Source organism: Streptomyces sp. LUP47B (assembly GCF_001746295.1).
Classification (GTDB): Bacteria; Actinomycetota; Actinomycetes; order Streptomycetales; family Streptomycetaceae; genus Streptomyces.
The window spans coordinates 65848-79059 of sequence record NZ_MJAH01000009.1 but is presented as its reverse complement, the minus strand read 5'-3'; the positions used below and the strand labels follow the sequence as shown (position 1 = coordinate 79059).

At 70.1% G+C, this 13212-nt stretch carries 13 protein-coding genes; 3 read left to right on the top strand and 10 right to left on the bottom strand.

Translation table 11 applies throughout. The annotated features are described in order from the left end of the window. Positions 1 to 14 precede the first annotated feature (14 nt). The gene (mqnP, locus tag BFN33_RS26605) at positions 15 to 917 is read right to left on the bottom strand and encodes a menaquinone biosynthesis prenyltransferase MqnP (protein ID WP_069762697.1); all 903 of its coding nucleotides are present in this window, start codon (positions 915 to 917) and stop codon (positions 15 to 17) included. Beyond that, a complete protein-coding gene (locus tag BFN33_RS26600; RefSeq protein ID WP_069762696.1) occupies positions 914 to 2371 on the bottom strand; it encodes a menaquinone biosynthesis decarboxylase in 1458 nt (485 codons plus the stop codon). The genes mqnP and BFN33_RS26600 overlap by 4 nt, the downstream gene beginning before the upstream one ends. 87 nt (positions 2372 to 2458) lie before the next feature. On the opposite strand from BFN33_RS26600, the gene BFN33_RS26595 reads away from it, so the two are divergent. After that, the gene (locus tag BFN33_RS26595; protein ID WP_069762695.1) at positions 2459 to 2851 is read left to right on the top strand and encodes a PLD nuclease N-terminal domain-containing protein; all 393 of its coding nucleotides are present in this window, start codon (positions 2459 to 2461) and stop codon (positions 2849 to 2851) included. An 81-nt stretch (positions 2852 to 2932) separates the two neighbouring features. After that, on the top strand, positions 2933 to 4324 hold the full coding sequence (locus BFN33_RS26590) for a cytosine permease (RefSeq protein WP_069762694.1): 1392 nt from the start codon (positions 2933 to 2935) through the stop codon (positions 4322 to 4324). A 4-nt stretch (positions 4325 to 4328) separates the two neighbouring features. On the opposite strand, the gene BFN33_RS26585 is transcribed toward BFN33_RS26590, so the two are convergent. From BFN33_RS26585 to BFN33_RS26575, 3 genes are all read right to left on the bottom strand, one after another. After that, positions 4329 to 5156, bottom strand: a complete 828-nt coding sequence (locus BFN33_RS26585) for a hypothetical protein (RefSeq protein WP_069762693.1) — start codon at positions 5154 to 5156, stop codon at positions 4329 to 4331. Between the two features lie 90 nt (positions 5157 to 5246). Beyond that, positions 5247 to 6221, bottom strand: a complete 975-nt coding sequence (locus BFN33_RS26580) for an isopenicillin N synthase family oxygenase (protein WP_069762692.1) — start codon at positions 6219 to 6221, stop codon at positions 5247 to 5249. Next, on the bottom strand, positions 6214 to 6663 hold the full coding sequence (locus BFN33_RS26575; RefSeq protein ID WP_176742476.1) for a nucleoside deaminase: 450 nt from the start codon (positions 6661 to 6663) through the stop codon (positions 6214 to 6216). Before BFN33_RS26575 ends, BFN33_RS26580 begins: the two co-directional genes overlap by 8 nt. A 93-nt stretch (positions 6664 to 6756) precedes the next feature. On the opposite strand from BFN33_RS26575, the gene BFN33_RS26570 reads away from it, so the two are divergent. Beyond that, positions 6757 to 8049, top strand: coding sequence for a PucR family transcriptional regulator (locus BFN33_RS26570; RefSeq protein WP_069762690.1), 1293 nt, complete (start codon positions 6757 to 6759; stop codon positions 8047 to 8049). Here BFN33_RS26570 and BFN33_RS26565 read toward each other — a convergent pair. The 5 genes from BFN33_RS26565 to BFN33_RS26545 all read right to left on the bottom strand — a co-directional run bounded on the left by BFN33_RS26565 (position 8031) and on the right by BFN33_RS26545 (position 13211). After that, complete coding sequence (locus BFN33_RS26565; protein ID WP_069762902.1) at positions 8031 to 8945, bottom strand: transglutaminase-like domain-containing protein; 915 nt, start codon at positions 8943 to 8945, stop codon at positions 8031 to 8033. The two genes, BFN33_RS26570 and BFN33_RS26565, sit on opposite strands and share 19 nt — an antisense overlap. Before the next feature lie 128 nt (positions 8946 to 9073). Next, positions 9074 to 9472, bottom strand: coding sequence for a hypothetical protein (locus tag BFN33_RS26560; protein ID WP_069762689.1), 399 nt, complete (start codon positions 9470 to 9472; stop codon positions 9074 to 9076). Positions 9473 to 9567: 95 nt separating this feature from the next. Beyond that, positions 9568 to 10668, bottom strand: a complete 1101-nt coding sequence (gene ccsB, locus BFN33_RS26555) for a c-type cytochrome biogenesis protein CcsB (RefSeq protein WP_062042013.1) — start codon at positions 10666 to 10668, stop codon at positions 9568 to 9570. Continuing rightward, complete coding sequence (locus BFN33_RS26550; protein ID WP_069762688.1) at positions 10665 to 12434, bottom strand: cytochrome c biogenesis protein ResB; 1770 nt, start codon at positions 12432 to 12434, stop codon at positions 10665 to 10667. The genes ccsB and BFN33_RS26550 overlap by 4 nt, the downstream gene beginning before the upstream one ends. A 3-nt stretch (positions 12435 to 12437) precedes the next feature. Continuing rightward, on the bottom strand, positions 12438 to 13211 hold the full coding sequence (locus tag BFN33_RS26545) for a cytochrome c biogenesis CcdA family protein (protein WP_069762687.1): 774 nt from the start codon (positions 13209 to 13211) through the stop codon (positions 12438 to 12440). Between the last annotated feature and the right edge of the window lies 1 nt (position 13212).

Genomic DNA, 13212 nt, shown 5'->3' with positions numbered 1-13212 from the left:
TAGGCGCACCGTACTTACACGGTCAGGCCACGAACCAGGAGATCCAGCAGCGCGCACACGAACAGGGCAATCCCGATGAACCCGTTGACGCTGAAGAACGCCCGGTTCAGGCGGGACAGATCATGCGGCCGCACGATCGAGTGCTCGTACACGAACGCACCCGCGACGATCATCAGCCCCACCCAGAAGAACCCGCCCGCCTCGGTGGCGACGGCGTACCAGATGAGGAGGGACATCGTCAGGAAGTGACAGACCCGGGCACCCCAGATCGCCGCGGGAATGCCGAAGCGCGCCGGCACCGACATGACGCCGATCTCCCGGTCCGTCTCCACGTCCTGGCAGGCGTAGATCAGGTCGAACCCGCCGATCCAGATGCCCACCGCGAGACCGAGCAGCACCGCGTCCCAGGACCACTCCCCGGTGATCGCGAGCCAGCCGCCCACCGGCCCCATCGCCTGGGCCAGACCCAGGATGGCTTGCGGGAAGTTCGTGAACCGCTTGCCGTACGGGTAGACCACCATCGGGATCACCGCGACGGGGGCCAGCGCCAGGCACAGCGGGTTCAGCAGCGCCGCCGAGCCGAGGAAGACCACGACCGCGACCAGCGCGCCGGTCCAGGCGTGCTTCACCGACATCGCACCGGTGACCAGCTCCCGCTGTGCCGTCCGGGGGTTCCGCGCGTCGATCTCCCGGTCGATGATCCGGTTGACCGCCATGGCGAAGGTCCGCAGCCCGACCATGCAGATCGTGACCAGGAGCAGCCGCCCCCAGTGGATGTTCTTGTCCCACTCGAACATCGCGGTCAGCGCGGCGATGTACGCGAACGGCAGCGCGAAGACCGAGTGCTCGATCATCACCAGCCGCAGGAAGGCTTTCGTGCGTCCCGGTTGCGGGAGTGCCGCGGAGGCGCTGCTCACAGCCCGTACTCCTTCCACCGGCGGTCGACCTTCGCCGCCGTCTCGGGGTCGGACAGGACCATCTCGGGCCAGCCGCCGTCCCGTGTGTAGCCCTCCTCGGGCCACTTCCTCGTCGCGTCGATGCCCGCCTTGCCGCCCCAGAACTGCTGGTAGGAGGCATGGTCGAGGTGATCGACGGGTCCCTCGACGACCGAGAGGTCACGGGCGTAGTCCGTGTTGCCCAGCGCCCGCCAGGCGACCTCGTGCAGATCGTGCACATCGCAGTCGGCGTCGACGACCACGATCAGCTTGGTCAGGGACATCATGTGTGCCCCCCAGACCGCGTGCATCACCTTCTGCGCGTGCTTCGGGTACTTCTTGTCGATCGAGACGATCGCGCAGTTGTGGAAGCCGCCCGCCTCGGGCAGGTGGTAGTCCACGATGTCCGGCACGATGATCTTCAGCAGGGGGAGGAAGAAGCGTTCCGTGGCGCGACCCAGCGGTCCGTCCTCCGTCGGGGGGCGGCCTACGACGATCGACTGAAGCAGTGGCCGCTTCCGCATCGTCACGCAGTCGATCCTCAGCGCCGGGAACGGCTCCTGCGGTGTGTAGAACCCGGTGTGGTCGCCGAAGGGTCCCTCGGGCAGCATCTCGCCCGGCTCCAGCCACCCCTCGATGACCACCTCGGCCTGCGCCGGGACCTGGAGCGGGACCGTCTTGCAGTCCACCATCTCGATCCGCTTGCCCGCGATGAACCCGGCGAAGAGGTATTCGTCGATGTCGCCGGGGAGGGGGGCCGTGGAGGCGTAGGTGACGGCGGGCGGGCAGCCGAAGGCGATGGCCACCGGGAGGCGTTCGCCCCGCCGGGCCGCGACCTGGTAGTGGTTGCGGCTGTCCTTGTGGATCTGCCAGTGCATGCCGATCGTGCGCTTGTCGTGGCGCTGCAGGCGGTACAGACCGAGGTTGCGGATCCCGGACTCCGGGTCCTTGGTGTGGGTCAGGCCCAGGTTGAAGAAGGACCCGCCGTCCTGCGGCCAGGTGAAGAGGGCCGGGAGCTGGTCGAGATCGACGTCGTCCCCGGTGAGGACGACCTCCTGGACCGGGGCGCTGTCGGACTTCACCTTCTTCGGCGGGACGTGCGTCATCGCGCCGAGCTTGCCGAAGGCCTCCCGTACGCCCACGAACCCGTGCGGCAGCTCGGGCCGCAACAGTCCGCCGATCTTCTCGGAGATCTCGCCGTACGACTTCAGGCCCAGGGCCTTCAGCAGTCGCCGGTCGGTCCCGAAGACGTTCATGGCGAGCGGCATCGCGGACCCGCGGACGTTCTCGAAGAGCAGCGCGGGACCGCCTGCCTTCTGCACCCGGTCGACGATCTCCCCGACCTCGAGATACGGGTCGACCTCGGCCTTGATCCGCTTGAGGTCTCCCTCGCGTTCCAGTGCCCTGAGCAGGGAGCGAAGATCGTCGTAAGCCATGGGGTCCAGTATCCCCGAGCCGCTACCCTGACCCCGTCAGGGGCCTGTCACAGGCTCCACACAACGTTCCCTGGGGGCCAAAAGCACATGTTCCGGCTGCTGATGTACCTGATCCCGCTGGCGCTGACGATCTACGCGTTCATCGACTGCCTCAACACCCCCGAGGACGAGGCCAAGCACCTCCCCAAGATCGCCTGGGTGTTCATCATCCTGCTGTTCTGGATCGTCGGCCCCGTCGCGTGGCTCGCGGCCGGCAAGCTGCGCACCCCGCCGGTGAACGGCCGTACGCCCTCGGAGTGGCACCGCAACCACCGCACGCAGTACGTCGCTCCCGACGACAACCCGGAGTTCCTGAACTCCCTGAAGGCGGAGAACAAGAAGGACGAGGCGCTCCTCAAGGACTGGGAGGCCGACCTGCGCCGTCGCGAGGAGGAGCTGAAGCGCCGGGAGTCCGGCGAGGGCCCCAAGGACGCCTCCTGACAAGGTGTACGTCGGCGGGCCCCCCGAAACGGACAATGCGCCCCTGGGCGCAGGCCGGTACGGACCGGACACTTACCTCGCATGACGACAGCTCCCGCCGACTCCGCCGGCACCCTCGCCCCCGCCTATGGTGACAAGGTCATCGCCGTCGAGTCGGCGGGCTCGGAGCCCATTCCCGAGTCCGAACGCCACGGCGGTCCGCTGCAACTGCTGTGGACCTGGGCCTCTCCGAACATCGAGTTCGCGACCGTCTTCATCGGTGTGATCGCGGTCCTCTTCTTCGGTCTGAGCTTCTGGCAGGCCACGGCCGCCATCGTGCTCGGCACCGCGCTCGGCGCGCTCACCCAGGGCGTGCTGTCCCTGGACGGGCCGCGGTTCGGGGTACCGCAGATGGTGATCGGCCGCCTCTCCTTCGGCCACCGCGGCAACATCCTGCCCGCCGCGGCCAACGGCCTGGTGGCGGGCGTCGGCTGGTTCGCGGTGAACAGCGTGAGCGCGGCCTTCGCGCTCAACACCCTGACCGGGCTGCGGCCGCTGCCGTCCCTGCTGCTCGTGGTGGCCGCCGAGATCCTGATCGGTTTCATCGGCCACAACTTCGTCCACGTCTTCGAGAAGTACGCCTTCCCCGCGCTCGCGGTGATCTTCCTGCTGGCCGGGGTGTGGACCTTCAAGGACGCGCACCTCGGCGGGGGCGGCACGGGCGGCGGGATCGGCGGCTTCCTGCTCGCGTTCAGCGCGGCCTGGGGCTACGCGGCGGGCTGGAACCCGTACGCCTCGGACTACTCCCGCTATCTCCCCCGTACGGCGAACAAGGCCAGGACGGTCCTGTACCCGGCGCTCGGCCTGTTCCTGTCGGTCACCGTGGTCGCGGTGATCGGCGCGGCCTCGGCGACCATCGTGGCCCCGAAGGACGCGACCCCGACGGCGGCCTTCACCGGCCATCTCCCGGGCTGGCTCGGCGACCTGGTGCTGCTCGCGATCATCCTGGGCGGGGTCTCGGCGAACGCCCTCAACGTGTACTCCGGCGCCATCTCGATCGCCTCCTTCGGCCTGAACCTGCCCGCCTGGCTGAGCCGGAGCGTGCTGGTCGTGGTGTCCGGCGTCGCCGGTACGGCGGCGGCGTGGGCGTCGCTCTCGGACGCGGGGGCGGCGTACGAGGCGTTCCTGCTGGTGATCGCGTACTGGGTGGCGCCCTGGCTGGGCGTGGTCCTGGTGGAGCGGTGGCTGCGGGCGCGGGTGCCCCAGGAGCAGTCGGCGGCCCGTCTGACCGACCGCTCCTTCACCAACTGGCCGGGTCTTGCGGCCCTGTTGATCGGCGTTGCGGTCTCCGTGCCGCTCTTCTCCAACCAGGAGGACTACGTCGGCTACGTACCGGAGCACTGGCCGTCGTTCGGGGACATCACCCCCGTGGTCGGCTTCGCGGTGAGCGCGGTGCTCTACGCGGCGCTGCGCAGGCGGTCACCGGCGCGGTGACCGCTCAGCCCTCCTTCGCCGGGTCACTGCCGTACAACGCGGAGGCGGTGACCGCCTGTCGGGCCCGGCAGGTGTGCTGTTCGTCGGCCGGAGCCGCCCACAGGGGGATCAGGTCGGCGGCACCGGACGAGGAGTCCATGCGCAGGTAGTGGCAGACGCCGTTGACGCGCAGGGCCACGGCGTGGACGCCGGTGCCGGCCTCCCTGCCGGAGAGGTCGGTCACCGTGTCCTTGGCGGAGATCAGGCCCTTGTCGGTCAGGAACCGGGTGGCGCCGTCGGCGGTGTGGTCGTAGCCGGCGGCCGACATCTTGCGGTAGGCGCCTGCGGTGGCGGGCTGCCGGGCGAGCAGTCCGCCCAGCTGTGCGGCGAGGCTGCCGGGTCGGCCGTCGGCCCGGGCGTTCGGGCAGGTCATGTCGGTGTGCTTCACGCTGAAGGCGCCACGGGCGAAGGCGAAGCGGTAGCAGCGGACGGGGTAGGCGCGCGCGGAGACGGTCGTCCCGGTGGGCGGCACCAAGCCCAGCATCACCTCGGCGGTGTGGCCGAGGGCGCCGTCCGCGTCGATGCGCAGCAGCGCGCCGCCGTGTTCCTCGACCTGCGCGACGATCGTGCCCTCGGTGAACTGCCCGCCGTAGGTGCCGCCGCCCGCCGAGTGGAAGCCGGCGGTCAGGTCCTGGCGCAGGTCCTGGGCGAGGGCTGCGGCCTGCGCGTCGACGGCCGCGGTGTCCGGGGCGGTGATCCGCTGGTGGAGCAGGGTGCCGCCGACTCCGGCGGCCGCGGCGACGAGGGCGGTCGCCGTGACGAGCAGTCCCTGTACGGCGGTGCGCTTCCTCATCTCTCCCCCAGCTGCGACGGCCGCCCCGGAAAACGGCCGTCGCACTGTATCCCCCATGGCCGGAAGGGCTGCGGGGGACCCTGGACCGCCTCAGCCGACCGTGATCGAGTCCAGCTTCGCCCTCAAGTACACGTGGGAGTCGACGGGTTCGTGCGCCACCCGCCCGACCGGTGCCGGTACTGACTCCACGGTCGTGCCCGGGGTGCACTCACCGAAGTAGACGAGGGACATCAGCTCCTCGGCGGGCGCGTCGGCCGGGGGCGGCAGCACCCGGTGCCGTCCGGACCGCCACCGGTCCCCCGTCCAACGGGCCATCAGGTCACCGATGTTGATCGTGAAGGCGTCCGGGTCGAAGGGCGCGTCCTCCCAGCCGCCCTCGTCCGTGAACACCTGGAGCCCGCCCTTGCCGGCCTGCCGGTCGAGGATCGTCACCGTGCCGAAGTCGGTGTGCGGGCCGATGCGGAACTGGCCCGGCTGCGGCTCCCCGATCACCTCCGTGCCCGGGTACCAGTTGATGTTGAAGCCGTACGTCGGATGGTCCATGTGCCGGGAGAAGAAGTCGGGTTCGAGCCCGAGGGCCTCGCCGAGGAGCGACAGCAACCGTTTCTCCAGGTCGCCCATCCGCTCCAGGTACTCCTCGCACAGCGTCCGGAGCTCGGGCACCTCGGCGGGCCAGACGTTCGGCGCGTACCACTCCGCGTTGACGACCGGGTCCTCGAAGGGCTCGTGGGTGGCGAAGGTCAGCGACTCCTTCAGGTCCGGCGGGGTCTCGGTGCCCTCCGAGTAGCCGTTGGCCTCGGCGCCGGGACCGAGCCAGCCGCGGCCGCCGACCTTCGCGGAGTACGGCTGCTTGACGTCCGCGGGCATCCGGAAGAACGTCCGTGCGGCCTCCCGGATCCGGGAGCGCAGCGCCGGGTCGACGCCGTGCCCGGTGACCAGGAAGAACCCGGCGGTCTGCAGGGCCTCGTCCAGGGTGCGGGCGATGGCGGCGCGGGCGCCGGGGTCCGCGGAGAGCCAGGGCCGCAGGTCGATGGTGGGGATGCGGGGCTGGGGGGTGTCAGTCACCGATGTCCTCGTTCCACAGTGCCGGGTTGTTCTCGATGAAGTCGCGCATCAGCCGGACGCACGCGGGATCGTCGACGAGCACGATGTCCACACCGTGTTCGGCGAGCCAGTCGTGCCCGCCGTGGAAGGTGGTGGCCTCCCCGACGACGACCCGGCCGATCCCGAACTGCCGGACCAGACCGGAGCAGTACCAGCAGGGCGAGAGGGTGGTCACCATCGTCGTACCGCGATACGACCGCTGCCGTCCCGCCGCCCGGAAAGCGGCCGTCTCCGCGTGCATGGAGGGGTCGTCGTCCTGGACGCGCCGGTTGTGCCCGCGCCCGAGGAGCGTGCCGTCGGCGCCGTAGAGCGCGGCCCCGATGGGGATGCCGCCCTCGGCGAGCCCGGCGCGGGCCTCCTCGACGGCGATGGCGAGCCACTGATGAGCCTGTGCCTGATCCATGTCTCTCACTCTCCTGTGGCCGAAACACGAGGGCAACGTGCGGAAAGTACTCTCCCGGCAGCCCACAGCCGGACGAACTGTCGGGAGGCATGCATGCCCGCACTCACTCTTCGCGAGATCCTGGCCCTCGATCCCGTCCGCGCCGCCGAACCCGAGCTGCTGGCCGGACACACCGCGCTGGACCGCCCGGTGCGCTGGGTCCATTCCAGCGAGGTCTACGAGGGCGCGAACTTCCTGGACGGCGGCGAGCTGCTGCTCACCAACGGTTTCGGGCTGATGGACGCCGGCGAGGAGGTCCGTCGCCGTTACGTCCGCGAGCTGGCCTCCCGGGGCGTCGCCGGGCTGGCCGTGGAGGTCGGGCGGTCCCTGCCGGCGATGCCCGCCGAGGTGGTCGACGAGGCCCGCCGCCGTGAGCTGCCGCTCCTGGCCCTGCACCGGGTCGTGCCCTTCGTCCGCATCACGGAGGCCGCCAACCGGGCGATCGTGGCCCGCGGGCTCTCGGGCCGTTCGGTCGTACGGCCATGGGGCGACGACCATACGGCGGCCCTGCTCGCCGACCTGGCCGACCGGGCGGCGCTGAACCAGCCGGAGGTCGAGGCGCGGGCGGCACTCGCGGGCTTCCATCCCGGCCCCGGCGCCCGCCTGGTCGGGGTGTCCCTGCACGGCACGCGGGAGGTCGGGACGGTCGACCGCGCGGTACGGCTGCTCGGCGGTGCGGGCGTGCTGCGGGCCGCGTTCCCCGGGGATGTCCTGGCGCTGCTGTCCCTGCCCGGGGCGCGCCCCGGTGACCCCGTGAAAGCGGTGCAGGAAGTGTTCCGCAAGGCCGCCGACCCCGGGCTGACCGTGGCGGTGGGGCACGCCGTCTCCGCCTCCCAGGGCGGCTGGCTGCGCTGGAGCGACACGCTGCGGGCGGCGCGTACGACGCTGGAACTGGCACTGACCGTGCCCGCGGCCGAACCGGCCTCCCCCGACGGCCCGTTGGTGACCTCGTCCCGGGCCCTGGCGCTGGAACGCGAACTGACGCGGGGCGGCGTGGACGCCAACCGGGAACGCCTCGCGGCGCTGGTGCAGCACACCCTGGGGCCGTTGCTGGCCTGGGAGGCGGCTCACCCGAGCGACCTGGTCCGCACCCTGGAGACCCACCTCCGCAACGGCTGCTCCCCGACCCGCACCGCGGCGCTGCTCCACATCGGCCGCCAGTCCCTTTACCAACGCCTGGACCGTATCGGGTCGTTGCTGGACCTGGACATCAACGACCCGGAACTGCTGGGCGAGTTGCTGACGGCAACATGCGCACACCGGCTGGTGGAGCGCCCTTCAGGGGCGCGGGGAACTGCGCGACCAGCCACAACGCTCCCGCAGACGAACTACCCACGAACCGCCTGACGCAAAGTCACCAGACTTGTCCCATTGAAGGGTGCGTAACACGTCACCGTTGACGGCGTCCGCAGCACGTCGTCCTCGGCGAACAGCTTCCGCGCGGCCTCGAACGACACGTCCCCGCTCACCACCGGGGCCACCCGGTCGTAGAACTCCCGCGACGCCTCGGGCAACGGCGTCCCCGGCTCCCCCTCGTCCTCACCCCAGACGTCCCACAGCAGCGTCTCCACCTTGTTCAGCGCGGCGAGGTCGAGCCGGATGTTCCCGGCCACGAACCGCTCGCCGAAGAAGGGCCCCTCGGTCGGCCGGTGCAGCCCGAACTCCGTCTCGTCCGCCCCGTCCTCCCGGATCGCCCGCCAGGCCTCGCCGGCGACGAGGAAACGTGTCCGGGGGACGTCCATCGGGTCGAAGTCCACGGGCCAGTTGGCGGTGACCTCGGGGTCGGTCAGCTGCGCGTCCGCGAGCAACCAGCCCCGCTGCTCGTCCCAGTACTCGGTGACCACGTGGTCACCGTGGAAGCGGGTCGGCCAGAAGTAGTCGGCGAATCCGGACCGCAGCCGGGCCGGGATGCCGACATGGCGCAACAAGGACACGTGGAGCAGCGTGAAGTCGCGGCAGGTCCCGACGAACCGGTCGTCGGGCTCGCGGCGCACGGTCAGCGGGGCGTCGTTCCGCTCGACGAGGATCCGCAGGACGTCGTCGATGTAGCGGGACTCCGCGTCGTTGTGCAGGCGGTCGGCCGGGTGGGTGTGCCCGAAGAGCTCGCCCTCGACACGATGGATCATCACATCCCGTACGACACGGGCGAGTTGACCGGCGTCGCGCGGCAGGTCGCCGTAGAGGGAAGCGAGCTCACCCGGGTCGGAGAACGTGCTCTGGGCGGCGTAGAAGGAAAGGGACACGACGGTCTCCCGAAAGACGTCATCGACCACGCGTTCGATTACGGGCCGGTGCGCCCCACCGTGTCAAAATTGGCCGTGGAATGTCCAGAGGGCGGACTCCTGACCCATCCGGTGCCGACCGGACACTTCTAGGCGTCCAGGGCTTCCAGCAGCCGTTCAAACCGAGCCCGCCACCCGGACTCGGTCTCGCCCTCCCCCTCGTACTCGTGCGTGAAGCGCAGTGCGGCCCCTGCCTCGCCGTGCCGCTCGAGATGGAAGCGGACCCGGTCGCCCCGCTCCAGCGTGTACTCCGCGACCCGGTCGACGTCCCACGCGGTGACCTGCCCCTCCCCCAGACCCGGCAGCACGACCGCGCCGCCGAGCCGGGGCTCGAGCACCTCCACCCCGGTCCACCAGACCCTAAGCCCCTCCACGGTGGCCACGGCCGGCCAGACGGTCTCCATGGGGACCGGCAGTCGCACCAGGAAGTGCAGGATGCGGGTGCTGCCGTGGGTCCGGCTGCTGCCCTGCTCGACGGAACCGCTCATGACACCAGGGTGGCGCGGAGCCCGGCGTTCCGCACACGAAAGGCCGGTTCCCCGTGACCTGGGTCATGGGGAACCGGCCTTGGCCGTACGTGGGTTCAGACGCCGGCGTAGGAGTGCTTGCCGGTGACGAAGATGTTGACGCCGTAGTAGTTGAACAGCCAGCAGCCGAAGGCGAGCATCGCCAGGTAGGCGGCCTTGCGGCCCTTCCAGCCGGCGGTGGCGCGGGCGTGCAGGTAGCAGGCGTAGGCGACCCAGGTGATGAACGACCAGGTCTCCTTGGGGTCCCAGCCCCAGTAGCGGCCCCACGCGTCGCCGGCCCAGATCGCGCCCGCGATGATCGTGAACGTCCACAGCGGGAAGACGGCCGCGTTGACCCGGTAGGCGAACTTGTCGAGGCTCGCGGAGGCGGGCAGCCGGTCGAGGACGGAGTTCGCGAACCTGCCGGGAGTGCCGCCGGACGCGATCTTGTTCTCGTAGCTGTCCTTGAAGAGGTACAGGATCGTGGCGACCGCGCCGACGTAGAAGACCGCGCCGCAGAAGATCGCGGTGGAGACGTGGATGTACAGCCAGTACGAGTGAAGGGCGGGAACCAACTGGTCGCTGGCGGTGTACAAGACAGTGACGGCCAGGCCGAGATCGAGGAGGACCGTGGTGACCAGGAACAGCCCGAGCCAGCGCACGTTCTTCTTCAGGGCCAGCAGCCCCAGGTACACGGCGACGGCCACCGTGGAGAAGGTGATGTTGAACTCGTACATGTTGCCCCAGGGCGCCCGCTCCACCGAGGCCGCGCGGGCGACGACCCCGGCGAGCTCGACGAGAAAGGCGAGCACCGTGAGGGAGATGGCGATACGCCCGTAGAGGTCGCCCTGCTCGTCCCCGCCATGCGCACCGGGCCCGTCGGGCACGTCCCGCGAACCGGCCGCGGACCGCACCACGACCTGCGGCCGCTCCAGTACGGCGGTGCTGCCACCCTTGTTCACGGTGACGGCTGGCGCCTTGGCCTTGGCCTTCGCGTCGGCGGTGAGCGCGGCGGCGGTCCGGCCGACCTTGCTGCGACTGCCGAGGAGCCATTCGGCGATGTAGGCGAAGAAGGCCAGCGTGTAGACGGCCATCGACGAGTAGATCAGCGTGTTGCTGATGTTGGCGAGGTGCTCGTTGGTGGCGGTGGCCAACTCGGTTGCGGCGGCGAGAGTCATTTCTCAGGCCTTTCGGCAGGTACGACTTGAGGGTCGGGGGTGGTTGGCTCGGTGCTCGGCTCCGGGGCGGGGTCGGCGAGCGGGGACTTGGCGGAGTGCTGGGTGTTGGGGGCCGCGTCGGGGTCCGGTGCCCCCGGCGCCTGGTCGTAGAGAACCCCCGCGAGTTCGCCCAGTTCCTCCGGCACCTTCGCCGACTCGCTGCGGCCCAGGCCGGCCATCTCCACGACCGTCACCCCGTCGGCGCCGCGTACCGCCCGTACCCACACCCGGCGGCGCTGGATGAACAGGGACGCGGCGAGGCCGAAGATCGCGGTGAGGGCGCCGGCGAGAGCCCAGCCGCTGGCGGGCTGCTGGACGACCTGGAAGTTCGCCCACTGCTTGGTGCCCTCGTAGGTGACCGAACCGGCGCCGCCCGGGAGCTGCATGGTCTGGCCGGGCTTCAGGTTCTCCCTGAGCTGCGCGCCCTTGGCGTCCTTGAACGCCTTCACATGCGACTTGTCGAGCTGGTACACGCTCTGCGGGATGCCCGAGTCGACGCCGAGGTCGCCGTGGTAGGGCGCGAGGTTGAGCACCGGGTTGTTCAGCGCGGGGAAGGTGGAGGCCGTCTCGCTGCCCTTGGTGTAGGTGGGCAGGAAGAAGGCCGAGATGCCCAGCTGCTCGCTGACGCCCTTCGGGTTCTTGTAGCCGTCGAGGACCTTGACCACGCCGGTGGAGGTGACGTTGGAGTCGAGCGGCAGCATCGCCACGGCGTCGTGGAAGACGACGTTGCCCTTGCCGTCCCGCACGGTGATGAGGGGCGCGTAGCCGTGGGCGGTGAGGTAGACCTTCGCGTCGCCGACCTCCAGCGGCTCGTTGACCTTGACGAGGGTCTTGTGGCCCTTGCCGTAGGCGCCCTCGCTGTAGGTGATGGCGGCCTGGTAGAGGCGCGGGGTGCCCTTGTTGGGGCCGGAGGTCTCGTAGGTGCCGGTGAACTTGTTCAGCCTGAAGCTGAGCGGCACCAGATCGCCGGTGTCGAAGAGGTTCCCGGACTTGAAGTCGTCGTACTGCGTGAGGGTGTTGGAGAAGCCGTCGCCCTCGACGACCAGTTTGTTGCCCTCGGACTTGAACAGCTGGCCCCAGGCGAACGACGTCAGCAGCACGATGAGCGCGATGTGGAAGGCGAGGTTGCCGACCTCGCGCAGATAGCCCTTCTCACCGGCGACGTTGTCACCGGCGAGGTGGGCGCGGAAGCGCTTCTTCGTCAGCAGGGCGAGCGCTGCCTCGCGGACCTGCTCGGGCTCTGCCTCGGTGCGCCAGGTGGTGTAGGCGGGCAGCCGGGTCAGTCGCTTGGGGGCGCCCGGCGGACGGCTGCGCAGCTGGCCGACGAACTGCCAGGTGCGGGGCACGATGCAGCCGACGAGGGAGACGAACAGCAGGATGTAGATCGCGGAGAACCACACCGAGCTGTAGACGTGGAAGAGGCCGAGCTTGTCGTAGACGTCCCCGAGGGTGGGGTTGTTCTTGACGAAGTCGGCGACCTTCGTGGCGTCGGTCCCGCTCTGCGGGATCAGCGAGCCGGGGATGGCACCGAGCGCCACCAGCAGGAGCAGCAGCAGCGCGACCCGCATGGAGGTCAGCTGGCGCCAGAACCAGCGGGCCCAGCCGACGACCCCCAGCGCGGGCATGCTCAGGCTCTCCGCGGGCGCGGTGGACAGCTGGGAGCCCGCGGCGCCGAGGTCCTGGTCGCCGACGGGGGCGTCGGTGGTGGCGGGTGTGGTCTTGCTCATGGATCAGATCCCCACAGTGAAGCCGGCGGACCAGGACTGGACGTCCTGCACGAGACGGTCCCACGCGCCGGTCAGCAGCAGCAGTCCGGTCACGATCATCATGGTGCCGCCGATGCGCATGACCCAGACGTAGTGGCGCTTGACCCAGCCGAAGGCGCCGAGCGCCTTGCGGAAGGCGACCGCGGCGAGCACGAAGGGCATGCCGAGGCCGAGGCAGTAGGCGACGGTCAGTATGGCACCGCGGCCCGCGCTGCCCTGTTGGGAGGACAGGGCGATCACCGAGGCGAGGGTGGGGCCGATGCAGGGGGTCCAGCCGATGCCGAACAGCGCGCCGAGCAGCGGGGCGCCGACCAGGCCCATGGTGGGCTTGTTGTGGAAGCGGAACTCCCGCTGGGTCATCCAGGGCATCAGGCCCATGAAGAAGACGCCCATGAGGATCATGAGCACGCCCAGCACCTTGGACAGCACGCTCTGGTTCTCCTGGAGCGTCTGGCCGAAGTAGCCGAACAGCGCCCCGCTGGAGACGAACACCGCGGTGAAGCCGAGCACGAACAGTGAGGCGCCCGCGACCATCCGGCCGCGCCGTGCCTCGGCCAGATCGGTGCCGGTGACGCCGGTGACGTACGACAGATAGCCCGGGACCAGGGGCAGGACGCAGGGCGAGAAGAAGGAGACCAGGCCGCCGAGGACCGCGATGGGCAGGGCGACGAGCAACGCGCCGTTGAGGACGGTGCCGTTGTAGCCGGTCTCGGCGGCGAGCGTGACGACTGCGCTCACG

What these genes read in the sequence shown, in the direction of transcription:
- BFN33_RS26550 (WP_069762688.1), bottom strand. Translation starts at nt 12,434, where the DNA reads ATGAGCAAGACCACACCCGCCACCACCGACGCCCCCGTCGGCGACCAG.
- BFN33_RS26570 (WP_069762690.1), top strand. Translation starts at nt 6,757, where the DNA reads ATGCCCGCACTCACTCTTCGCGAGATCCTGGCCCTCGATCCCGTCCGC.
- BFN33_RS26600 (WP_069762696.1), bottom strand. Translation starts at nt 2,371, where the DNA reads ATGGCTTACGACGATCTTCGCTCCCTGCTCAGGGCACTGGAACGCGAG.
- ccsB (WP_062042013.1), bottom strand. Translation starts at nt 10,668, where the DNA reads ATGACTCTCGCCGCCGCAACCGAGTTGGCCACCGCCACCAACGAGCAC.
- BFN33_RS26590 (WP_069762694.1), top strand. Translation starts at nt 2,933, where the DNA reads ATGACGACAGCTCCCGCCGACTCCGCCGGCACCCTCGCCCCCGCCTAT.
- BFN33_RS26560 (WP_069762689.1), bottom strand. Translation starts at nt 9,472, where the DNA reads ATGAGCGGTTCCGTCGAGCAGGGCAGCAGCCGGACCCACGGCAGCACC.
- BFN33_RS26595 (WP_069762695.1), top strand. Translation starts at nt 2,459, where the DNA reads ATGTTCCGGCTGCTGATGTACCTGATCCCGCTGGCGCTGACGATCTAC.
- BFN33_RS26575 (WP_176742476.1), bottom strand. Translation starts at nt 6,663, where the DNA reads ATGGATCAGGCACAGGCTCATCAGTGGCTCGCCATCGCCGTCGAGGAG.
- BFN33_RS26585 (WP_069762693.1), bottom strand. Translation starts at nt 5,156, where the DNA reads ATGAGGAAGCGCACCGCCGTACAGGGACTGCTCGTCACGGCGACCGCC.